Annotated in this window: 15 protein-coding genes and 1 pseudogene; 13 read left to right on the forward strand and 3 right to left on the reverse strand. The window is 65.1% G+C overall.

Annotation, left to right across the window (positions count from 1 at the left end; translation table 11 throughout):
• Positions 1-5: 5 nt before the first annotated feature.
• Positions 6-1,490 carry a serine/threonine protein kinase gene (locus tag LZC95_36505; GenBank protein ID WXB00250.1) on the reverse strand — a complete coding sequence of 495 codons (1,485 nt, stop codon included), beginning with the start codon at positions 1,488-1,490 and terminating at the stop codon, positions 6-8.
• 236 nt (positions 1,491-1,726) lie between these two features.
• On the opposite strand from LZC95_36505, the gene LZC95_36510 reads away from it, so the two are divergent.
• The 11 genes and pseudogenes from LZC95_36510 (at position 1,727) to rodA (ending at position 15,627) form a co-directional block, all read left to right on the forward strand.
• On the forward strand, positions 1,727-3,337 hold the full coding sequence (locus tag LZC95_36510; protein ID WXA91941.1) for an ABC transporter permease: 1,611 nt from the start codon (positions 1,727-1,729) through the stop codon (positions 3,335-3,337).
• A 3-nt stretch (positions 3,338-3,340) separates the two neighbouring features.
• Positions 3,341-4,786, forward strand: coding sequence for an ABC transporter permease (locus LZC95_36515; GenBank protein WXA91942.1), 1,446 nt, complete (start codon positions 3,341-3,343; stop codon positions 4,784-4,786).
• 113 nt (positions 4,787-4,899) lie between these two features.
• Entirely contained in the window at positions 4,900-6,708 is a 1,809-nt protein-coding gene (locus LZC95_36520; GenBank protein ID WXA91943.1) for a GAF domain-containing protein, read from the forward strand.
• A 22-nt stretch (positions 6,709-6,730) separates the two neighbouring features.
• Positions 6,731-8,368: a HAMP domain-containing histidine kinase gene (locus LZC95_36525; protein ID WXA91944.1), complete on the forward strand. Its 1,638-nt coding sequence runs from the start codon at positions 6,731-6,733 to the stop codon at positions 8,366-8,368.
• A gap of 224 nt (positions 8,369-8,592) precedes the next feature.
• Positions 8,593-9,126: pseudogene (locus LZC95_36530) on the forward strand (RNA-binding protein).
• A 546-nt stretch (positions 9,127-9,672) separates the two neighbouring features.
• Positions 9,673-9,834 carry a 50S ribosomal protein L33 gene (gene rpmG / locus LZC95_36535; GenBank protein WXA91945.1) on the forward strand — a complete coding sequence of 54 codons (162 nt, stop codon included), beginning with the start codon at positions 9,673-9,675 and terminating at the stop codon, positions 9,832-9,834.
• Between the two features lie 25 nt (positions 9,835-9,859).
• The gene (locus LZC95_36540; GenBank protein WXA91946.1) at positions 9,860-10,894 is read left to right on the forward strand and encodes a rod shape-determining protein; all 1,035 of its coding nucleotides are present in this window, start codon (positions 9,860-9,862) and stop codon (positions 10,892-10,894) included.
• A gap of 17 nt (positions 10,895-10,911) precedes the next feature.
• On the forward strand, positions 10,912-11,802 hold the full coding sequence (gene mreC / locus LZC95_36545; protein ID WXA91947.1) for a rod shape-determining protein MreC: 891 nt from the start codon (positions 10,912-10,914) through the stop codon (positions 11,800-11,802).
• A 2-nt stretch (positions 11,803-11,804) separates the two neighbouring features.
• Positions 11,805-12,332 carry a hypothetical protein gene (locus LZC95_36550; protein WXA91948.1) on the forward strand — a complete coding sequence of 176 codons (528 nt, stop codon included), beginning with the start codon at positions 11,805-11,807 and terminating at the stop codon, positions 12,330-12,332.
• Positions 12,329-14,494, forward strand: coding sequence for a penicillin-binding protein 2 (gene mrdA, locus LZC95_36555; GenBank protein ID WXA91949.1), 2,166 nt, complete (start codon positions 12,329-12,331; stop codon positions 14,492-14,494). Before LZC95_36550 ends, mrdA begins: the two co-directional genes overlap by 4 nt.
• Complete coding sequence (gene rodA / locus LZC95_36560; protein WXA91950.1) at positions 14,491-15,627, forward strand: rod shape-determining protein RodA; 1,137 nt, start codon at positions 14,491-14,493, stop codon at positions 15,625-15,627. Before mrdA ends, rodA begins: the two co-directional genes overlap by 4 nt.
• Here rodA and LZC95_36565 read toward each other — a convergent pair whose 3' ends face one another.
• Entirely contained in the window at positions 15,628-16,878 is a 1,251-nt protein-coding gene (locus LZC95_36565; GenBank protein WXA91951.1) for a hypothetical protein, read from the reverse strand.
• Between the two features lie 28 nt (positions 16,879-16,906).
• On the opposite strand from LZC95_36565, the gene LZC95_36570 reads away from it, so the two are divergent.
• Complete coding sequence (locus tag LZC95_36570; protein WXA91952.1) at positions 16,907-17,752, forward strand: DUF2236 domain-containing protein; 846 nt, start codon at positions 16,907-16,909, stop codon at positions 17,750-17,752.
• Positions 17,749-18,378: a TetR family transcriptional regulator gene (locus LZC95_36575; protein WXA91953.1), complete on the forward strand. Its 630-nt coding sequence runs from the start codon at positions 17,749-17,751 to the stop codon at positions 18,376-18,378. The genes LZC95_36570 and LZC95_36575 overlap by 4 nt, the downstream gene beginning before the upstream one ends.
• 10 nt (positions 18,379-18,388) lie before the next feature.
• Here LZC95_36575 and LZC95_36580 read toward each other — a convergent pair whose 3' ends face one another.
• Positions 18,389-22,009 (reverse strand): hypothetical protein, encoded by a 3,621-nt coding sequence (locus LZC95_36580; protein ID WXA91954.1) that lies wholly within the window; start codon positions 22,007-22,009, stop codon positions 18,389-18,391.
• Between the last annotated feature and the right edge of the window lie 17 nt (positions 22,010-22,026).

Below are 22,026 nucleotides of genomic sequence, written 5' to 3' on the forward strand. Positions count from 1 at the left end.
CGTCGCTACTTCTTTCGCCAGGGATCGCCGAGCACGTCGGAGGGGCGTGACGATGCGGGCGAGCCCGAGGGGGCGGCCTGCGTGGGGCGGCGGATTGGCTGCGCAATCGGCGCGGGCTTCGCCGGCGGCGCGGGCGGTTCCTCGGGAGGCAAGGGAGCCAGGCGCACGATGCGCTTTTCCTCGGAGCCGTCCAAGGTCACCTGCTCCGTCTTGTAGCCGACATGGCTCACTTCCACGGTGACGCTGTCACCTTCGCGCAGCTTCACGATGGGCTGCGGCCCGAGATCGACGCCATCTTGGGACACGTGCGCATCGAGCGGCTCGGTGATGAGCACCACGAATTTCTCCGTGGGACCGGTAACCACCGATGGCACGGCTCGCGCCGCATTGGCGCGCGAGTCGAAACGGCGCACGATGAAGACGATGATCACCGTGAGCAGCACCGTCGTGATCATCGCCACCGCGATGTACAGCGGCACGCGCGAGGGTGCGGGCGGTGCCAGCGGCGGCGGCACCGACGAACCGAAGTATTCGGCAGGCGTCTCGAAGCCCTCCACGCCGGAGACGGCCAACTCGGCGGCGGCCTTCGGGTAGCCCTTTTTCTCCAGCACATCGAGGTCGAGGATGACCTCGTCCATCGTTTGGTAACGCGCCTCGCTGCGCTTCGCGAGCAGCTTCAAAATGATGGCGTCGAGGCTCGGCCAAAACTCCGGCACGATGGTGCGCAGCGGGGCGGGCGCCCGGTACATGTGCTGCGTGAGAATGCCCATCATGTTGTCGGCGTCGAAGGGCACCTTGCCCGACGCCAGCTCGTAAAGAATGATGCCCAGCGCATAAACGTCCGTGCGCGCATCCACCGTTTCGCCCGAGGCCTGCTCCGGCGACATGTAATGGGGCGTCCCGAACACCGTACCGGCTCGCGTCAATCGCGACGCCTCGGTACCGACTTTGGCGATTCCAAAGTCCAAAATTTTCACGAAATCGGCATTGGGACCGCGGGTCACCAAAAAGACGTTATCGGGCTTCAAATCGCGATGAACGATGCCCGCTTTGTGCGCCGCCGAGAGACCTTGGGCAATCTGCCGTGCGATGTGAACCAGACGCGGCGGCGACATCGGGCCCTGTTGTTTCAGGGCTTCTGAAAGGCTAATGCCGTCCAGATACTCCATCACGATGTAGGCCGGACCCTCGGGCAGCGTCCCGAAATCCGCAATATCGATGATATGCGGATTACCAATCGTGGAGGCGGCGCGCGCCTCGAGCAAAAAGCGCTCGGTGATTTCACCATCTCGCGCCACGTCGCCGCGCAAGATTTTCAATGCGACTTTCTTGTCGATGACCTTGTGGCGCCCACGGTAGACGACGCCCATTCCCCCTTCGCCGATCACGCGCTCCAGGAAGTACTTACCGTCCACCGTCTTCCCAACGAACGGGTCCGGTTTTTTCGAAGGCGCGCCCGACGCCGCCGTCACGTCTCCCCCTTCTGCCACGGCCAAGGTCGGCTCACCACTTAGTCTACCCGGATGATCCATAGCGCGGCCCTTCAGGCCCACCAAATGATAGTGAACTCCCCCTATAAGAGCGCCCGAATTTTTTCTGTCGTACCATCTCTCACTCGGGTCTTCCACGATTTCCTTTTCGTAGGTGCTTTCAGGCCGAAGAGATCAGGCAAGGATACGGGCACGTACGTTCGACTTTTTTGCTAGGAGGGACCGCCAGGAGCACGATGGGGTACCCTCTCTCACTGGCCATCCGTTACATGGGCGCGAAGAAGCGCGCATTCATTTCGGTGGGCACGGCTTTCGCGATGCTCGGTGTCATGCTCGGGGTCGCCGCACTCTCCATCGTGATGAGCGTGACGGGCGGCTTCAAGGACCAGTTTCGCGAGAAGGTCCTTGGCGTGAATGCCCACGTGCTCGTCTTGAAATATTCCGTCGATTTTCGCGAGTACCGCGAGGTCATGCAGAAGGTCGAGCACGTCAAAGGCGTGATTGGCGTCGATCCGTTCATCATCAACCCGATGATGGTCACCCACGGCGAGCGCACGGCAACCGGCGTTCTCCTCAAAGGGGTCGACCCCGAGTTGATGCCCAAAGTCCTCGACTTGCCGAAGCACATCACCGCCGGAAGCCTCGAGGGTATGCGGCGCCCGGGTGCCGCGCCCCCAGAGCGGCGCGTGGATCCCTTTTTCCGCGACGGCGCATCGCAAGCGCCTTCGCCCGGCCCGGCCGATACCAGCACGGTGCTGGATCTCGACGCGGGCGGCGCCCCCGTGAACAAGCCGTTCTTGGACATGATCCGCGATGAAATCGCCAAGGACGACGCCAAGCTCGCACAGCCCCCACCGCAGGGGGCGGAAGTGACGCCATCACGCCCATTGGAGGGGGGGGAGCCATCGGCAGCCCCCGCAGGTTCGGCAGGCCCCACCGGCGCCGTGGAACCCGAGGGCGGCTACAAGAGCCAACTCCCCGACTCCGACGTACTCCCCGACGAGTTCGACCCCGATCCCTGCAAGAGCCCCGAGCAAATCGCCCGCATGCCCGGCGTGGTCATCGGAAAAACACTGGCCAAACAGCTCGGCGTCGGCCTCGGCGACTGCGTCGAGGTGACCTCGCCGACCATCGGCATGGCCATCGGCGCCTCCAGCGCCCGCCCACCGGTGGCCAAACAGTTCCGCGTCATCGCGCTCTTCGAGGCGGGGTTCGATCAGTACGACTCGAAGCTCGTCTACACCGATCTGTACGAGGCGCAGTCGTTCTACGACCAAGGCGACAGCGTCACCGGCATCGAGATGAAGGTCGACGACATCGATCATGCGAGCGCCATCTGCAAGGAGATCGACAAGCTCCTCGCCAACAGCGTCTACCGCACCATGGACTGGATGGATCTGAACCACGGCCTCTTCACCGCCCTGCTCATTCAGCAGATCGGCATGAGCGTGGTCCTCGGCCTCATCATCGTGGTCGCAGCCTTCACGGTCATCGCCACCCTCATCATGGTGGTGCTCGACAAAAAGAAGGAAATCGCGCTCCTCAAGGCCATCGGCGCGCGCGACGATGCGATCCTGCGCGTCTTTCTCTACCAGGGCGGCATCATCGGCCTGGTGGGGACGACCCTCGGGTTGATCCTCGGTTACGGCGGCTGCAAGGCGCTCGCGGCGTACGGGTTTCCCCTCGATCCGAAGGTGTACTTCATCTCGCGCCTGCCGGTTCTCATTCGGCCGAACGAATTCATTCTCACCGGCGTCGTGGCACTCATCATCTGCCTCTTTGCCACCCTCTTTCCTGCCCTCTATGCGGCGCGGTTGCGGCCCGCCGACGGGCTCCGAGCCGAGTAGCGCGTGGGTTATCCCCTTTCACTGGCCGTTCGCTACATGGGCGCGAAAAAGCGCGCCTTCGTCTCCGTGGGCACCGCCTTCGCCATGCTGGGGGTCACGCTCGGCGTGGCCGCCCTGGCCATCGTGATGAGCGTCACCGGTGGCTTCAAAGCGCAGTTTCGCGAGAAGGTTCTCGGCGTCAATGCCCACGTCCTCGTCATGAAGGGCGGCGACTTTCGCGAGTACCGCGATGTCATGGCCAAGGTGGAGCGCATTCCCGGCGTCGTCGGCGTCGACCCCTTCGTCATCAACCAGATGATGATGACCCGCGGCGATCGCAACGCCACGGGCGTGCTGCTCAAGGGCGTCGATCCCGCGCTGATGCCCAAGGTGCTCGACCTGCCCAAGCACATCGTCCAGGGCAGTCTTCAAGGAATGCGCCGGCAGGGTGCCACCCCACCCGAACGGAGGTACATCCTGCCGGGAGGGAAACCGGCTCGAACGACGCCCGAGCAAGACAGAGAGCCGTCGGAATCCGCACCCGCCGAACTTCTTCCACCGCGGGATCTCACCCCCGAGGGCGGCTACAAGAGCCAACTCCCCGACTCCGACGTGCTGCCCGAGGAGTTCGACCCCGATCCCTGCAAGAGCCCCGAGCAAATCGCCCGCATGCCCGGCGTGGTCATCGGAAAGACGCTGTCCAAGCAGCTCGCCGCGGGCATCGGCGAGTGCGTCACCGTCACCTCGCCGGCGGTGGGCATCGCCCTGGGCATGTCCGCGCCGCGGCCTGCCATGGCCAAACAATTCCGCGTCATCGCCATTTTCGACGCGGGCTTCGAACAGTACGACGCCAAATTCGTCTACACGGATCTTTACGAGGCCCAGGCCTTCTACGACAACGGCGACAGCGTGAACGGCCTCGAGATGAAGGTCGACGACATCGAGCGCGCCAACGCGATCTGCAAGGAGATCGACGCGCTGCTCGCCAACAGCGTCTACCGCACCATGGACTGGATGGATCTCAACCACGGTCTCTTCACCGCGCTGCTCATTCAGCAGATCGGCATGAGCATCGTGCTGGGCCTCATCATCGTGGTCGCGGCCTTCACGGTCATCGCGACCATCATCATGGTGGTGCTGGACAAGAAAAAAGAGATCGCACTGCTCAAAGCCATTGGCGCGCGCGACGATGCCATCCTGCGCGTCTTTCTTTACCAGGGAGCGATCATCGGCCTCGTGGGGACCACCCTGGGGTTGATTCTGGGCTATGCGGGGTGCCGCGCCCTCGATGCGTACCAGTTTCCGCTCGACCCGAAGGTTTACTTCATCTCGCGCATCCCCGTCCTCATTCGACCGAACGAATTCATCATCACGGGTGTCTTCGCCATGGTCATCTGCGTCGTATCCACCCTGTTTCCTGCCCTGTATGCCGCACATTTGCGCCCGGCCGACGGCCTGCGCGCAGAATGAAACACGCAGCTCGAGCACCAGAGCCGAGAGCTTGCGTTTGACCGCCCGAGCCGCCCAAAGCTACTCTCTCACGTCCGGCGTCATCCCCCTTGCCGGTCTACCTTGAGCCGATCATGCGCTTTTTCGTTCACGTGACGCCGATCGGGAAAGTCGACACGCAGTCGTACTGCGTCGAGGCGGATTCCTGGCAAAAGGCCCTTCAAAGCGCCCGAGGCCTGCGAAAAGAAGATGCCCCCATCACCGGCTTCTCCATCGAGCTGACCGACGATGGCGGATGCCGCGCCGTCGACCCGGCGGCACGCCTTCGCTATGTCGTGAAAAAGGCGCCCGACACCGCGGTGCTCTCGAGCGAAGGAAACATCGTCGCGCAAGCGGAGCGCGTGTCTGCTCCTGAGGCACCTCGCAACAACGGCCGCACGCAAACCATCGGATACGGGACGACAGGTGTTGTTCCCGTGCCTTCCACAGCCTCACAACCTCAAATGCGCCAAACGGACCCGCAAGCGGGCACGAAGCCCGCGGTCTCGGGAGAGACGGCGAATGGCTCGGAACCGCACGTTCTCTACCGTCGCGAGCAAGAGCCCACCGACGAATCGCCGCTGCTCTACCGCGAAGACGTCTACGTCATGCCCGAGGGCACGACCGAAGCGCAGGCCGAGAAGTATCTTCGTGCGCAGTTTCTGACCATCAAGGCCGTTCTCGCCAGCTCGCGCCCAGGCAAGTACGTGAACCTCGCCGTCTTCGATCACGCGTTCGAAGGCCGGCCCACCCGTTTGCCGCTCGCGACCCTGAGCTGGAAAGATTGGAAGGGACAAGAACCGACCGTCGTCTATCCGCGCAGCGCCAGCGCGGTGTCGTTCGCTCCGTTTTCGCAAGGCAGTGCGGCGCCGCAAGCGGTCGCTCGCGCCTCCGTGCCCTCTGCGCCGCCCGCTCGTGAAGCCTCGGTCCCGCCTGCAGCGACATCGGCGCCGGCGAAGTCGATCCCGCCGCAGCTTGCTCCGCTGCTCAGTCCCGGCAGCGAGGGCGCCGTGCTCGTCGCGCCGGTGCTCAACGTTGCGTCGACCCAAGAGGCCTCGCACGTCGGACCGCCGCCGTCTTCACAAGGTGGACCGGCCGTGTCGCCTGCGATCCTCGCCATTGGCGAAGCGCTTCGCCGCGCCTCGCAGCCACCTCCTCCAGGAACGGCCCCGCAAGCGGGTCCTGGGGCTCCAGGACCGGCCGCGCAAGCGGACGCTGGGACAGCAAGCACACCTGCGCCCGCGCCCACGTTTCCCGCCAAGGCCGACGGGCCGCCATCGTCCGATCCGGGTCGCGCTTCGGCGGGCCTGCGCATTCCGACGCCGGGCCGTCCATCGCGTCCCTCGGTTTCGCTGCAGCGCGGACGGGTGCGTGGGGACGAGCTCATCGCCGTGCTCTTCGAGGCGATGCACGATCTGCACTTCTCGCGCGACACCTTGGAGGCTTCCGAATTTTGCCTCCAGCTCGCACTGGAGAACATTCCATCTCGCGCCGCGTTCGCGCACTTCTACGACATCGACAAGCGTGAATACGTGATCGTCGCGGCCGTGGGCAGCGGCACGCAGCAGATGATCCTGCGCCACCATCCGCCCACGGATCCGTTGCTCTCCGCAGCCATGCGCAAGCGCGCCGCCATCGTCATCCCCGACGCCACCGGCAGCCAGGAAGCCTTCGTCGAGCGCTTCGAGCAGCTCGGCGGCGCCAAGAGCATCATCGTTGCGCCGGTCATGCTGGGCGGCCGCGCCCTCGCTGCGATCGAGTTGCTCAACCCCACCGATGGCGCGCCGTACTCCGAGGCCGAGGGCAATGCCATGACGTACATGGGCGAGCAATTTGCCGAGTACGTCTCCTCCCACGGCCTGGTGCTGGACACGGAGCGGATCCGCCAACGACGCCGCAGCTAGTCCGCGCTACGATGGCTGAGTCGTGGCTGGGTCCGATGCGAAACGAAGACGACGCGATCGCTTGGTGAGCTTCGTGCTCCTACCGGCGGTGATCATCGCCGTCGGCATCCTCGCGTACTTCACCTTTCGCAGCACCTTCCAGATCGAGAACCTGCGCCAGCAATCCGTGCTCGAGGCCACCTTCGGCCTCGCCAACGAAAAGGCTGATCGCCTCGACAAGCGCATCATCGAGCAGGACAACGTCGTCCTTGCCATCGCCGATCCGTCGCAGCTGCTCGAGCTGACCGAGCGCTGGCTTCCGACGGCCCAGCGCGAAACCCCCACCGTGCGCGCCATCCTCGTGCTCGACGAAGATCGCAACGTGCTTGCCTTCGCCTCGCGAGCCACCAGCGCATGGTCCGCCGAGGAAACCTTCCGCCGCCTGCTCGTGCAGAAGATGATGAACGACATGGATCTCGGGGCGCTCGGCGCGCAGCCTCCGGATCAACTTCGTCACCTGCACCGCGTCTACGCAGGCCAGAGTTACCTCCTCAGCTATTGGCAACGCGTCTACCACGGCCGCCGGTACACGGTCGTCGCATGGCACGACATCGGGCGCATCGTGAAATACATGCTGCCCAACCTTTACACGGAGGCGCCGCAAACGGCGGCGAGCCGCGTGAACGTCGTCGACGAAGAGGGACGCATCATCTTTGGCCCGCCGCTGCGCAGCAGCCCCTTCACCGTCGGCGTCAACTTCCCGACGACGCTCTACAACTGGCGCCTACAGGTCTCCCCCTCGGCGAGCGAGAAGTACGCCGCGAGCATCGCCAATCGCCGCTTGCTCGAGCTGGTCATGGTTCTCCTCTCGTGCGTGGTCATCGTCGCAGGCGTCGCGACCATCCTCGTCGCCGCGGAAAAAGAGCGCCGCATGTCGGCGATGAAGAGCGACTTCGTGGCCAACGTGAGCCACGAATTGAAGACGCCGCTCGCGCTGATCCGCATGTTCGGCGAGATGCTCCACTCGGGCCGCGTCGCCAGCGATGCAAAGCGCGCCGAGTACCTGCAGATCATCGTCGACGAGAGCGAGCGCCTCTCGAACCTCATCGAGAACGTGCTCGACTTCGCACGCGCCGAACGTGGCGGTGGCGCGGCGTACGACTTCTCGGAAGGCGACGTGGCCGAGGCCGTAACACGCGCCGTCGGCGTCTACCGTCATCGCGCAGAACGTGAAGGCGTCGAGCTCGTCGTCGATGTCGAGAGACCGCTTCCCGCATCACGCATCGACGAGCGCGCCATTCAGCTGGCGGTCATCAACCTGATCGACAACGCGCTCAAGTACGCCTACCAAGGCAAAACCGTGCACGTCCGCGCCGAGCGCGAAGGCCGGCAAAATGTGATTCGCGTGATCGACCACGGCCCCGGCGTGCCCGCCGAAGATCGCGAGCGCATCTTCGAGCGCTTCGTGCGCGGCGGCAGCGCGAACGGCACCAACGGAGCGTCCTCGAGCGATCCATCGCGATCACCGCCCCGCGGCAGCGGCATCGGATTGGCGTTGGTCAAACACATCGCGGAAAGCCACGGTGGAAAAGCGTGGGTGGAGCCCAGCGCTGCCTCCGCCCGCGCTCCGGAAGCGCCCGAAACACCGGGATCCACGTTTCTCTTGAGCATTCCGGCTTAATAACGGTATGGATCCGACCGCCTGGACCTGCCGCGCCCGTGGAAAAATCGAGCCTCTCGCTCTTTTTTGGCCTCCCATGACCGGGAAGCCCAAGCAACTGAGGGCGTTGCCCGACCGAGCACACCCTTTTTTAACCCATGAACGTGTTGACCTAATGTGTGCGCGAGATATCGTCTTTTATGTAGCCACTTTTTTGGGAGTGGGAGGTCCGTCTTTTTTGAGTCATGCCGAATGAAGAAGCGAAGCTGTTCGTGGCGGGGTTGCCCGACAGCATTTCAGAAGATGTATTGAAGCAAATCTTCGAAGCGACAGGCGGCACCGTCGTCAACGTCAGTCTGCCAAAAGATCGGCAGACGGGTAGGCCACGCGGTTTCGGCTTCGTCACGCTTTCCACGTCTGGAGAGGCACAGAGTGCGCGCGATGCACTCGACGGCTCCATCCAGGCCGGGAAATCGATTTCCGTGCGGCCCTTCCAAGCCGAACCACCTCGCCGAGGCGAGGGTGGTCCTCCCGGCATGGGACCCAGCAGCAGTGGGCCTCGAAGCGGACCTCGCGGCGGCGGCGGACCGGGCGGCGGTGGCGCAGCTCCGGACCGTACCCTGTACGTCGGCAATCTCCCCTACGACTGCACGCAGCAAGAGATTGAAACGCTGATCAACGGCGTTCTCAACGGTCAGGGAGAAGTGTTGCGCGTGCATCTTCCCACCGACCAAGACGGTCGCAAGCGCGGCTTCGGCTTCGTCACCATGGCGAGTGCGGAGACGGCCAAGACAGCGGCCGACTCCCTCAAAACGGCGGATCTTCGCGGTCGTCGTTTGGTCGTCAACCTCGCCCATCCCAAGGGTGAGCGCCCGGCCCGCCCCGAAGGCGGCTTCGGCGGTGGTGGCGGCGGCTTTGGCGGCGGCGGCGGTGGTGGTGGTTACGGCGGTGGCGGCGGCGGTGGTGGCGGCGGGTACTTCAACCCGGGCGCCAGCTTCGGCGGTCCCCCTCCTCCCCAACAGCGCAAGACCTTCGACGAGCGCCGCAAGAAGCACACGGGTCACAACGAAGACGGTCCGCGCAAGCGCCGCTTCGAGCGTGACGATCGTGGTCGCGGCGGCGACGACGATTGGAGCGGCGACGACGATTGAGTTCTTCTCCAAATCGTCATTGAACACGGAACGCCGGCGACTCTGCCGGCGTTTCCATTGGCGCCCGATGCGCCCAACGACTTTAGCTTCTCATGTATCCAAGCGTAGGCCGCGCCTATCGCTTGACATGAGGCCCAACGGGCGTATTGTGCGCCGCCTCTCACTGGAAAAGCCATGCGCGACATCATCAAGATGACCTGCGGCAACTGCAGCCGCGCCAATTACACGACGACCAAGAACAAGCGGACCATGTCCGAGAAGTTCGAAATCAAGAAGTTCTGCCCGGTCTGCCGGAAGCACTTCCCGCACAAAGAGGGAAAGATCTCTAAGGGCTGATAGCCCGTTGGAGTGACCACGCGAGATGATCTTCGACTGGCTCCACGGCCTGTTCTCGAACGACCTCGCGATCGATCTCGGGACCGCGAACACCCTCATCTATGTGAAGGGTAAAGGCATCGTCTCGTGTGAACCGTCCGTCGTGGCGGTCCAGCGTGATGCCCGCGGAGGCAACAAAGTGCTCGCCGTTGGCCGCGAGGCCAAGGAAATGCTCGGGCGCACGCCAGGAAATATCCGGGCGGTGCGCCCGTTGCGTGATGGCGTCATCGCCGACTTCGAGATCACCGAAGCGATGCTTCGGTACTTCATCGCGCGCGCCCACAACCGCCGCACCCTGGTCAAACCGCGCATCATCATCTGCGTCCCCTTCGGCATCACCGAAGTCGAGAAGCGCGCAGTGAAAGAAAGCGCGGAAAGCGCCGGTGCGCGCGAAGTCTATTTGATCGAAGAGCCCATGGCCGCTGCTATCGGCGCGGGCTTGCCCATCACCGAGCCAAGCGGAAACATGGTCGTGGACATCGGTGGTGGCACCACCGAGGTCGCGGTCATCTCGCTGGCCGGCATCGTCTACTCGCAGAGCGTGCGCGTCGGCGGCGACAAGATGGACGAAGCGATCAGCGCGTATTTGAAGCGCAAATACAACTTGGCCATCGGCGAGCAAACGGCCGAGCGCATCAAGATGCAGGTCGGCAACGCCTACCCGCTCGACACGCAGCTCACCACCGAGGTCAAAGGTCGCGACTTGGTTGCGGGCGTGCCCAAGACGGTCATCGTCAACTCCGACGAGATCCGCGAGGCGCTCACCGAGCCGACCAACTCCATCGTCGAGGCCGTGCTCCTCGCCTTGGAAAAAACGCCGCCGGAGCTCGCGGCGGACATCGTCGACAAGGGCATCGTGCTCACCGGCGGTGGTGCGCTTTTGTCGAACCTCGACGTGCTCTTGCGCGAAGAGACGGGCCTTCCCGTCATGGTTTGCGACGATCCGATCAGCGCCGTCGTGCTCGGCAGCGGCAAGACATTGGATCACATGGAACTTCTGAAGGAAGTCACCATCGGGTAGGAATGGGGCCGTAGTCGATGTCCCCTGCCCTCAAACGCTATCGAGATATCGCGATCGTCGTCGTCCTGCTGACGGTGCCGTTCTTCTTTCTCCGCTCGAACATGAAGAAGCCGGAGAACATGAACGCGATGGATCGCGTCATCCTGCGCATCAGCGCGCCCATCGAATACGGCGCCGCCACGCTTTCGCGCGGCATCTCGCACGTGGTGAGCGATTACGTCTACCTCGTCGACGTCAAAGCCGACCAGGACAAGCTCTCCTACGACAACGCGCGCTTGCGCGAGCAAGTGCAGAAGCTCTCCGCGCAGCAGGTGGAGAACCAAGAGCTGCGACGCCTCTTGCAGCTTCGCGAGACCACGCCGGCCGACACCGTGAGCGCCCTGGTCGTCGCCAAAGATTTTACCGAGTTTTTCCGCGTGACGCGCGTGGTCCTCGACCGCGGCTCGCGCGACATCCGGCCGCACCAGCCGGTCATCTCGCCCGACGGCGTCGTCGGCGCCGTGCTGCACGTCATCGGCGACGCCATCGACGTGCAGCTGTCCGTGGATGCCGCCTTCGGCATCGACGTGGAGGACGAGCGCACCCACGCGCGCGGCTTCGTGCGCGGCACCGGCGATCCCGCGCGCTACGCGTGCAAAGTCGAGATGGTCGACGCGCGCGACGAGGTGCAGGTGGGCGACCTCATGGTCACCAGCGGCAAGGGCAAATGGTTCCCGCGCGGCATCCCGGTGGCAAGGGTCACCAAGGTCGTCAAGCGTGAGCTCGGCCGCGATCAAGAGGTGGAGGCCTCGCCCACCGTGAATTTCTCGCGCCTGGACACGGTGCTCATCCTCGTCACGCCGCCCGCGGAGGAATCGACGCTCGATCTTTCGCCGCGCAGCGCCTCACAGAACACAAGGCAGAAATAGCCATGCGCAACACGGCGTTCTTCCTTGCTGGCATGCTCCTTCTGCTTCTGCAGAGCAATATGTTCCGCGTGTTCTCGTGGGTGCACGTGCCGGGGCTCGTCCCGTCGCTGGTCCTGCCGCTCATCCTTTTCATGGGCGTGCACGAGTATTCGCTCGCGCGCGGTGCGGCGGTGGCCTTCGTGCTCGGCTATGGCACCGACCTCGTCGGCATCGCCCCGGTGGGGCTCTACACCTTCACGTACGTGGCCATTTTCGTCCTGGTGCGCGCCGCCGGCGTGCGCCTCGCCGCGCAGACGGTGCTCATGCAAGTGGCACTCGCGCTCGTGGCCGCGTTGGTGCATAGCGTGATGGTGCTCGGTCTCATCGCCATCTTCGGCCGCGATGCCTACGTCCCGCGCGCCATCTACGCCATGGCGTTTCCGCATGCGCTCTCCACCGCTGCGATTGCGCCCATCGTCTTCCGCGTCTCGCGCAAGCTGCACGCCGCCACCTCGACGGCACCCCACGTCGAAGCTGCGAGGGGCACATGAGCGATCTTCTCGTCACCCGCTCCGACGTCGGCGAGTTCCGCAAGCGCTACAAATACTTCGTCCTGGTCGTGTTCATCGCCTTCATGGCGGTCATCGTGCGGCTCTTCCAGCTGCAGGTGCTCGACAACACGAAGTACTCGGGCATTGCGCACGAGAACATCATCCGCCGCGTCACCCTTGCGACCACCCGCGGCGTCATCCGCGATTCGCAAGGAAAGATCCTCGCGTCGAGCCGCCCCGCCTACAACGTGTACATCGTGCCGGGCCGCGTAATGCCCAGCGCGCGCCCGATCCGGCGCGGCAGCTCCGAGGCCGACGAGCCGGATAGCTGGCCAAAGGTCGCCGAGACCCTCCGCTTGAACCCGGACGAACGCACCCGCTTCGACGAGCGCATTCGCAACGCCTGCCGCACCGACGAGAACAAGTCGCCATGCTGGCGCTCCATCTTGGTGCGCGAAGACCTTTCGCGCGACATCGTCGCCGAGGTGAAGCAGCACCAAGTCGAGCTTCCCGGCGTCGAGGTCGTGAGCGCCCCCGTGCGCTACTACCCGTACAAAAACCTAGGCTCGCACGCGCTCGGCTACGTCACCGAAATCGACGCGGAAACGCTCACGCGCTTCCGGCCCGAAGGGTACGACCAGATGTCGGGCGCGGAGCAGCAGAAGGTCAACCCGCTCGGTTACACGGCGGGCGACGCGTTCGGCGCCACCGGCATCGAGCGCGCCTTCGAGAGCACCTTGCGCGGGCAGCGCGGCTGGGAAAAGCGCGTCGTCGATGCGCACGGCCGCTACCGCACCGGGCCCGAGGCCGCGCGCCTCATCGACGCCCCGGCCAGGCAGGAGCCCATCCCGGGGCGAGATCTGCGCATCACCATCGACATCGAGCTCGAGCAAGCCATCGAGAAGGCCATGCGTGCGCAGCTCGCCGGTGCGGCCGTGGTCATCGACGTGCGCACGGGCAGGCTGCTCGGGCTGTACTCGAAACCCGACTTCGACCCGAACGATCTCTCCGGCGGCGGCGGCAAGGAACGCTTCCGCGAGACCATCCACAAACTGGGCAGCGATCCGCTGCGCCCCATGCTCGACAAGGCGATGAGCGGCGCGTTCCAGCCTGGATCGACGTTCAAGCCGTTCTCCGCCCTCGCGGGCCTCGAGGACAAGACCGTCAACCCGGACGAGCGGGAGCGCTGCGACGGGTATCTGTACTTCGGACGCCGCGTCTTCCACTGCAAGCACGTGCACGGCCGCGTGAACATGCGCGAGGCCATCGGCGAGTCGTGCAACATTTACTTCTTCAAGCTCGCCCAGGCCGTCGGTATGGACCGCATGGCCAACATCGCGCACGAGTTCGGCCTCGGTGTGCGCACGGGCATCGGCGTCAATCCGGAGGCCGCGGGGCGCATTCCGACGCGCTCGTGGTACGCGCTGCGCTACCGCGGGCAGTACCGCATCGGCTTCGCGTTGAACACCGCCATCGGGCAGGGCGACACCGCCGTCACGCCGCTGCAGCTCGGGCTCGCGTACGCGGCGCTGGCCAACGGCGGCACGCTGTACTTGCCCCAGATCGTGCGTACCGTCGAGGCGAGCGACGGCTCCGTGGAGCAGGACTTCCCGCCGCGCGTGCGCCAAAAGGTAAAAATCGCACCAGAGAACCTCCAGCGCGTGACCGACTCGCTCTGGTCCGTGGTGAACGACCCCAAGGGCACGGCCTACGCCGTGCGCGACGACTTCCTCGAGGTCTCGGGAAAGACGGGCACCGCACAGAACGAAGTGCGCAAGCCACCCGAAGACGACCCGAAGCGCGCTTGGTACTACCAGAAGGACCACGCGTGGTTCGTCTCGTATTACCCTTCCCGCGCACCGGAAATCGCCGTGGTCGTGCTCGTCGAGCACGGCGGCGCAGGTCCGACCATCGCGGCGCCCATCGCGATCAACATCATTCGCGATTACGCGCGCATCAACGCCGCACGCGCAGGGCGTCCACCGCCGCGCACCTCGAAGAGCACCAACACGCCGGCGGCGGGCGCGCACGGTAACGCCGCCGCGGCGCCCAAGCCCGCCGAGCCTCCGCCGCCGGCCCCCGCGCCGCCGCCCGCACCGGTCACCACGGATCCGGCGATGCCGGAAGATCCCGCCACGCCCACGGAGCCGCCGGCACCATGATCGGCCGGATGCTCACGCGGCCGCGTGACCACTTCGACTGGACGCTGTTTCTCATCATCAGCGGCCTGGGCGTCATCGGCGTGGTCAACTTGTACTCCGCGACGAGCGTCACCAAAGCGGCGCTGTCGGATCTGTATATCCAGCAGGTCTACTGGTTCGTCGGCGGCGGCATCCTCGCCACCGCCGTCGCCGTCATCGACTACCGGCACTACGAGCGCTTCGGTTACGCGCTGTACGCCTTTGGCATCGTGCTGCTCTTGCTGGTCTTCGTGCTGGGGCGCGACATCCGAGGCTCGTCGCGCTGGATCTATTTCGGCTCGTTCGGCTTTCAGCCGAGCGAGTTCATGAAGCTTTTCCTCATCATCGCGCTGGCGAAGTTCCTCCACGACGATCCGAAGAGCGACGGCCGCCGCCTGCCCGACCTGATCATTCCCGCGCTCATCGCCGGGGTGCCGACATTGCTCGTCCTGAAGCAGCCCGATCTCGGCACCGCGCTGATCCTGAGCCTCATCTTCGTCTCGATTTGTTCGCTGACGCGGATCCAGTGGAAGAGCATCGTGACCTTGGCCATCGGCGGGGCGGTGCTGCTTCCGGTGCTCTGGACCTATGTGCTCAAGCCGTATCAAAAGGAGCGCATCACGGCCTTTTTAGACCCGGAGAAGAACGTTCTCGGCTCGGTGTGGCAGGCCTTCCAGGCGCGCGTGGCCATCGGCAACGGTGGCTGGGGCGGCCAAGGCTTCATGCGCGGCACGCAGAACCAGTTCCAGTTCTTGCCCGACCAGCACTCGGACTTTCCATTCGCCGTGTACGCCGAAGACTGGGGCTTCTTCGGGGGCATCGTCCTCGTCTTCCTCTATGCCTTCCTGGTGCTCTGGGCCATTCGGATCGCCGCCACCGCAAAGGATCGCTTCGGCGCCGTTCTGGCCATCGGCGTGGGCGCGCTCATCTTCTGGCACGCGTTCTTCAACCTCGGCATGGTCGTCGGCATTCTTCCGGTCGTCGGCGTCACCCTGCCGCTGTTCTCTTACGGCGGGTCCAGCGTGCTCACCATTCTGCTGGGCATCGGCCTTCTCATGAACGTCGCGATGCGCCGCTACGCCGTCACGCCATCCCGCGGCCGCTTCGACGACTGATCACTCCACCTTCGCGAGCCTCGACTCCAGCGCGACCTCGTCCTCCGCCTCGGCAATGGCGGTGAAGGTCGAGCGCACCTCCGGTGCGACACTGGCCATCGATGCGATGCGAAGGCGTTCCCGGCCTTCGGCATCGAGCACGGGCCGCAGCGCCAACGCCGCCCCGATGCGCACGGTCGGTGCGACGGTGCCGTTTTCCACCTTGTCCCATAGCTCGTCGTGCGTCACCGCCGCGATGCGGTAGTGATCCGCCTCCGCGCCGGTCAGCGCAGCGGTCGCGTGCATCCACGACTTGACGTCGCGCCCACCCCGTGCGAGCAGCCCGTGCGTCTCCCCTCGCCCGGCGCCGCGCACACGCGCCTGCTGCAGCGCATCGGCCACGCGTGCACGGATCTCCGACGCCTGCCCGCCGTTCTCGGAGGAGGGAAAGCGAATCGAAATGGGCTCACCGGCGCGCAGCACGATCGACAGCTTGCCCTTCCCTTCGACGACCTCGTCCACATTGCCGTACGGCACGAACCGCGGGCCATGTCGATCGATCAACAAGAGCCCGTCGGAGCCAATCTCCAGCCGCACACGCATGAGGTATGGCACGAGGATCGAGCCGGCGATCACGAATGCGAGACCGCCAAGCTGAGGAACGTCGGCCAGCGCCGGAAATGGCGATAGGGCCGCAATGATCCATCCCGCGGCGGCCATGGCAATGGTCGCCGGTGCTTCCGGGTACGCGAGGTTCGTCCCGACGAACGCAGCCGTCTTCCAGCGCGCGGGATCGCCGGTACCCAGAGCCAACAAAATGCGGGTCGCCGACGACGCATCCGGCGCCTCGATGTCGATCGGCGCGCGTGTGGTGCCGCATGCGATGCGCACGCGGTTTGGATCGATGGGCACCGGCCGAAAGGCCAGCACGACCGCATGCCGCGAGGCCACCATCGCACCGTCGAGAAACACGCCACGCGCATCGATGGAGAGAACGCCCTTCTTTCGAACGGGCTCCGCACTCCGAAGCACGCCGAACGTCCACGCCACGATGATGAGCGGGGCGGGCAGCAGATCCATCCACCAGACGAGCCCTGCCATCAGGGTCGACATCGAGAGCCATCGTGCCAGCGCCGGGTGCCCACCGGTCCACACCTGCATCCCGTCGATGGAAGAAGAAGGACTCTCGGCCACCCCTTCGAGCGTGAGTCGCGTCCCTTGGCCGCGCAAGCCGGTCCGGGGCATCGCGGCCTTTTGGGGCGATTTTGACACGATGATACATTAATTATATCTTTGTATCATGAGCCAACACCGGGATGTGGACGGATCAGGGGGTGCGGCGTTGGGGCCGGATTCGCTCGCGTGGAAGTTCGCAGGCGATCGGCGCGTTCACTTCGTCGCGGGACGGGCGCTTTGCCTTCAGGTTGCGCACCCGACGGTGAGCGCCGGGGTCGCGCAGTTTTCGGACTACCGGAAGAACCCTTACGCCCGCTTGGAGCGCACACTCGCCACGACGTACGCCGTCGTCTACGGCGAAGAGCACGCCCTCGAGGCCGCGCGCGCGCTCCGCAAGATGCACGAACGCATCCGTGGGGTAGATGCGCACGGTCGTGCATGGCATGCGCTCGAACCGGGCGCGTTCGCGTGGGTGCACGCGACCACGTTCGAGTCGCTCGTGTGCATGTGCCAACACTTCGCGCGCCCGCTCGACGGGCCCGAGATGGCCAAGCTCTACGACGAGTTCCGTTCAATCGGCCGCATGTATGGCGTGACGGACGACGATCTTCCTCGCCACCTCGAGGGCTTCTTTTCCTACTATCGGGACATGCTCGACCGGAAACTCGAACATACCGAGACGGCGAAGGGCCTTCTCGCGTACATCAAGAGCTCCACGCCGCCGCCCCCCGGCTGGCACGAGCTCTGGAAGCCCGCATTCCGAACAGCGGGCGCGTTCAACCATCTCGTCACGGTCGGGCTCTTGCCGGAGGCCCTTCGCGAGCGCTGGGGCCTGCGCTGGAGCGCGGCCGATCGCAGCGCACTGCGCACCTTCGAAACGGCGGTGCGCGCGGGGTGGGCCTTCGTTCCCTCACGGCATCGCTACCATCCCGCGGCGCAGGCGGCGTTCGCGCGCGCAGCCCACGCATGAAGGCCTCGGCCAAGTCGAAAGCTGCCCCGAGCATCGACACCGAAAAAGACGAGGACGACGTCGGCACGCGCATCCTCGATGCGGCCCGCGATCACTTCGCCCTCGTCGGACTGCGGCGCACGAGCATGGAGGACGTGGCCAAGCGCGCGGGCATCTCGCGCATCACGGTGTACCGGCGCTTTCCGAACAAGGGCGAGCTCACACAGGCGGTCATGCTGCGCGAGGCGCGCCTCGCCTTTGGAAAAATCGAGGACGGGCTGCATGAGGCTTCGCTGGAGGACGCGCTGGTGGAAGGCTTCGTCCGCACCTTGCAAATCGGCCGCACGCACCCGCTGGTCACCGGCCTGCTCGCCACGGAGCCCGAGGTCATCCTTCCGTACTTCACGATTGATGCATCGCCCATCTTGGCGACGGCCACCGCCTTCCTCGCCGATCGGTTGCGGCGAAAGACCCGCGAGCTCGACCACGCGACGGCCGTGCCCATCGCAGAGGTGCTCGTGCGTATGACCGTGTCGTTCCTGCTCACGCCGAAGGGCGCCGTGGACCTCTCCAGCGAGAAGCAGATCCGCGCATTCGCGCGGCGCTACATCGTCAAGTGGGTACGCGCCTGGGTTCCCGTTTCGTGACGCTCCGGCTTCAATTGGATTTCACGCCGTTTCGCACGATCTCGTAAAATTGCTCCAGGCCTCGCTGGGGGTCGAGCAGAAACTCGCTCACGTTGCGGGTGATGCTCGCGTAATCGTCTTGGCGAAGGTTGGAGGTGTCGTCAGGATCCGAGCGATTCACCTCGCTAATCGTGTCGAGGATCACGTCCAAAGGCGTCTCGAGAGGGCGACCGGCGATGGGCGTCACCAGGTTTTGCAAGGCCATGGTGAGCACTTGGTTCGGGTCCAACTCGCGTCCGCAGTTCTCCACACCGTTGCGGTCGAAGGCACGACCGCTCAGACGCGCGAGAAGCGCGGTGACCGCATCGACCGCGTTCGTGGTCGTCGACATGGTGCGAATGAGCGGCGCAAGTCCGTCGTCCGCGAGGATCTGCGGAAAGTCGACCAGGCTGGTGAGCATGGTGCTGCGCGCAGCGTTGGGCGATGCAGGATCGGTCAAGTAAAGGAGCAACTTCTCGAGCTCCGCACGGCCGGCCGGATCGTTGCGGATGGCCGAAAGCACGTCGATGAGGGACGCGAAGAGCGGCCCGCTGGTGGTCGCTCCCAGATTGCGCACGATCTCCTGGCGAGCCCACGCGCACGTGCCCTCGGGACAGTGCGCCAGGCGCTGCTCGCGGAAAAGCTGCAGCACCTGCCGCAAGAGCACCGGCGTCACCTCGTTGCGAAACGCGGACGGGGTCGCCGTGAGAAACTGGTCCACGAGCTGCGATCGCGCACGGCGCCATGCGACGAGCCGATCATCGCCCGGATGCGTCGCGCCCCAGGCCGTGAACGCGTCATCGAAGCCGTTGAGCGCCTGCAAGAGCAGATAAAGCTCGGTGACTTGCGGCGTGCGCGTTCCATCGTTGCGCAAGCCGGTGGTGCTCCCATCGCGGTTCTTGATGCCGAGCGCGTTGGCGTGCGCCGGATCGAGAAGCGCCCGCAGACCATCGGCCAACAGCGCCACGCCGGATACCGTCGTACTCGCCGTGCACGCGTGCGACGTGCAGCGTGCGACGTTGACCTTTTTCAACGTGCGGATCATGTCGCGCGCAGCGGGGAGCAGATCGCTCGGAAGCATCTCGATGAGCAGCGGCTCGTAGGAGGAGGTTCCATCACCCGCGCTCGACCAATGGCGATGGAACGTTTTGATGAGGCGGACGAAAAGGTCCTCACGGTGCGCCTCGACGAAGGGCGCGACGAAGCCACGGACGCGGGGGTAGAAGCCGAAATGCTCGGCCAGAAAGAGCGTGTTGTCGTCTTGATCGAGCAACGTCTCACCCGGCACGCACTGGCGCAGGCCATGAACCTTGCCGTCCGGCGCCACTTCGAGCTCGCTCGCCGGCGCACTGCCGCAGCCGTTGCTGCCCTTGTTCTTGTCGTTGCACGGATCCTCGATGAGCCGCTCGGGACACCGCGACGTACCGGCCACGTCGAACAGATCGTTCACGAAGCGCGTCGTCTTCGCGTTCTTCGTGTCATGGCGATCCCAGAACACGAGACGCGTCGCAAACTCGGGCCGAGGACGCAACGTCTTGCTCGAGGGCCCATCCCAAAAGCCCGTCAGCCCGCTCGAAGTCTCGATGAGCTGCACATTCGCCAACGCGCGTGCCGCATCGTTTCGCACATGAAGGTACGCCTTGCCCACGATGGCCTGCGCAAACGCGATGGCCAAATTGTCGATCTTCGCAAAGGAGCACTCGGCCCCCGTCGGGATGGGCACGTCGAGCCCGAGCACGGTCGCGTGCAGAACACCGTTGGCTTTGTTGCAAACGGCCACGCCATCGGCATCCGCCACCAGCTGCCCGATGCGCTGAAAAAGGCTCCGGTTGTCGCCCGCGTCGGGCTGCGAACGATCGACCGGCGTTCGCGGCGCCTCCGCAGCATGGGTCGTCAGGTTGTACGGCATCCCGCCGTTGTAGGTGGAGGCATTGATGTGGTCTCTGTCGTAAGAGACCATGTCCGTGTACTTCATGTAGTTTGCAAACGTGTCCCCGAGCGCCGCGGTGTCGTCTTGGGAAAGCGCCTCGAGAAGCCCTTCCAGGAGCCCGGGCACCTTCTGAATCTCGACCAAGACGTCCACCACGTCGTCCCACAGGGTCGATGTTCGCGGAAGCCGTGCCTCGGGGTGCCGATCGGCCATGGCATCCGCCGCGAGCGCCGTGTTGGTGGTGCGCGCCAGCTCCGCGAGATGCTCATCGACGAGCTTCTGCACCAGCGCAAGCAGGTCGTCCCCCAATGGGTCTCCGAGGATCGCGCCGAGCGCCCACACCAGATCGAGCAGCGGCGATTTCTCGCTGCGGTAAGAATCGTAGCTCACGAGCACGGGCCCGTAGCCCCGCTTGGAGGTGTACGCGCCATCGCGCGCGCCGAAGAGCACCTCGAGCCCGCCGAGCGTGTCCATCAACGCGCCGTGCTGCGCGTTCAAGAGCGGCGGCAGGTTCTTCATCAGCGCATTGGAAAATGTGCGCGACGTATCGATGGTCGCATAGAGCGGCGTGCCTCCCTTTGCCGTGAGCGCCCGCCCGAACGCATCGCGCGCTGCCGCCTCGCCCCCGTCCACCGAAGGGAACGGGGATGGCGCCGCCGTGCGTTCGGCGGAGAGAACCTGCGCGTTGCCGCCCGTATCGCGCAGCACCAGATAGAGCGGCGCATCACCTTGCGCGTACACGGGGTCTTGCATTTGCACGAGCCGCTGCACCACCTCCAGGGTCGTGCGCGGGCGCGAGAGAAGTGGCCTCCCCGCGGCATCGATGCGCGATGAAAGCACCGGCGGGGTCGGATCCGGCGCGAAAGTGCGAAGCTCCTCGTGCGCGACCTCGAGCAGCTTCGCGAACGACGCATGCGCGGGTCCCGGCACGGCGACGCGCTTTCCGTCGCCATCGCGCGGAGGATCCGCCGCGTAAGGATCCGAGTCGTGCGACAAGAGCCGCAGCGAGGCATTCGCCAGATCGCGCAACCTTGGATACCCGATGAAGGCGCGCGCAGCGCCCATCGCGACCGGCTCGGGCTTGTACCCGCGCCGCTCCTGAAAGCGCGCGAGCGCGGCGCGCGTTTCGTCGGCGGCGCCCACGTCGTTCATGATGCCGGCCATCGCCTGCGTCGTCCGCGGAATGGTCCCATCGGTGTACAGCTCGATGAGTTTGCCCAGCATGTCGGAGAGCTGCTGCGTGAGCTTGCCGCGATCGCCGATGGCCGCGTCGTCGAGACGCTCACACGTGCGCTTTGGATCCGCGTTCTTCTCGTCGACCACGGGCACGCGGACATCGTGAAACGTCGCATCGAACGCCCCAATGAGCGACGCGCGCCGTCGAACCATCGCATGCACACGCGCAAGCTGCCGCGCGCGCACGGCCGCATCGTCGATCGGCGGCAGTTTGCTCGTATCCACCGCGTCGGCGTAGGTGCCGTCCGCGCGTTTGTGGCAGACCCCCGCGAACGAGGCGCCGGTCATGTCCTCGCGTATCGCTTGCGCGGCCACGCGATCGCAAAGGAGCCCATAGAGCTCCTCCCCCACCGTGCCCCTCGGCGGCGTCGCCCGCGTCGTGTTGAAGTCCACGCAGCCCACAGCCGTGAGCGTGCCCAACGTGGCCAGTGCGAAGCACGTGCGCATGAAACACCTCCGCGTGT

The organism is Sorangiineae bacterium MSr12523, from assembly GCA_037157775.1.
GTDB lineage: Bacteria > Myxococcota_A > Polyangia > Polyangiales > Polyangiaceae > Pendulispora > Pendulispora brunnea.

What these genes read in the sequence shown, in the direction of transcription:
- LZC95_36510 (WXA91941.1), top strand. Translation starts at nt 1,727, where the DNA reads ATGGGGTACCCTCTCTCACTGGCCATCCGTTACATGGGCGCGAAGAAG.
- LZC95_36520 (WXA91943.1), top strand. Translation starts at nt 4,900, where the DNA reads ATGCGCTTTTTCGTTCACGTGACGCCGATCGGGAAAGTCGACACGCAG.
- rpmG (WXA91945.1), top strand. Translation starts at nt 9,673, where the DNA reads ATGCGCGACATCATCAAGATGACCTGCGGCAACTGCAGCCGCGCCAAT.
- LZC95_36540 (WXA91946.1), top strand. Translation starts at nt 9,860, where the DNA reads ATGATCTTCGACTGGCTCCACGGCCTGTTCTCGAACGACCTCGCGATC.
- mreC (WXA91947.1), top strand. Translation starts at nt 10,912, where the DNA reads ATGTCCCCTGCCCTCAAACGCTATCGAGATATCGCGATCGTCGTCGTC.
- LZC95_36550 (WXA91948.1), top strand. Translation starts at nt 11,805, where the DNA reads ATGCGCAACACGGCGTTCTTCCTTGCTGGCATGCTCCTTCTGCTTCTG.
- mrdA (WXA91949.1), top strand. Translation starts at nt 12,329, where the DNA reads ATGAGCGATCTTCTCGTCACCCGCTCCGACGTCGGCGAGTTCCGCAAG.
- rodA (WXA91950.1), top strand. Translation starts at nt 14,491, where the DNA reads ATGATCGGCCGGATGCTCACGCGGCCGCGTGACCACTTCGACTGGACG.
- LZC95_36570 (WXA91952.1), top strand. Translation starts at nt 16,907, where the DNA reads ATGAGCCAACACCGGGATGTGGACGGATCAGGGGGTGCGGCGTTGGGG.
- LZC95_36575 (WXA91953.1), top strand. Translation starts at nt 17,749, where the DNA reads ATGAAGGCCTCGGCCAAGTCGAAAGCTGCCCCGAGCATCGACACCGAA.
- LZC95_36580 (WXA91954.1), bottom strand. Translation starts at nt 22,009, where the DNA reads ATGCGCACGTGCTTCGCACTGGCCACGTTGGGCACGCTCACGGCTGTG.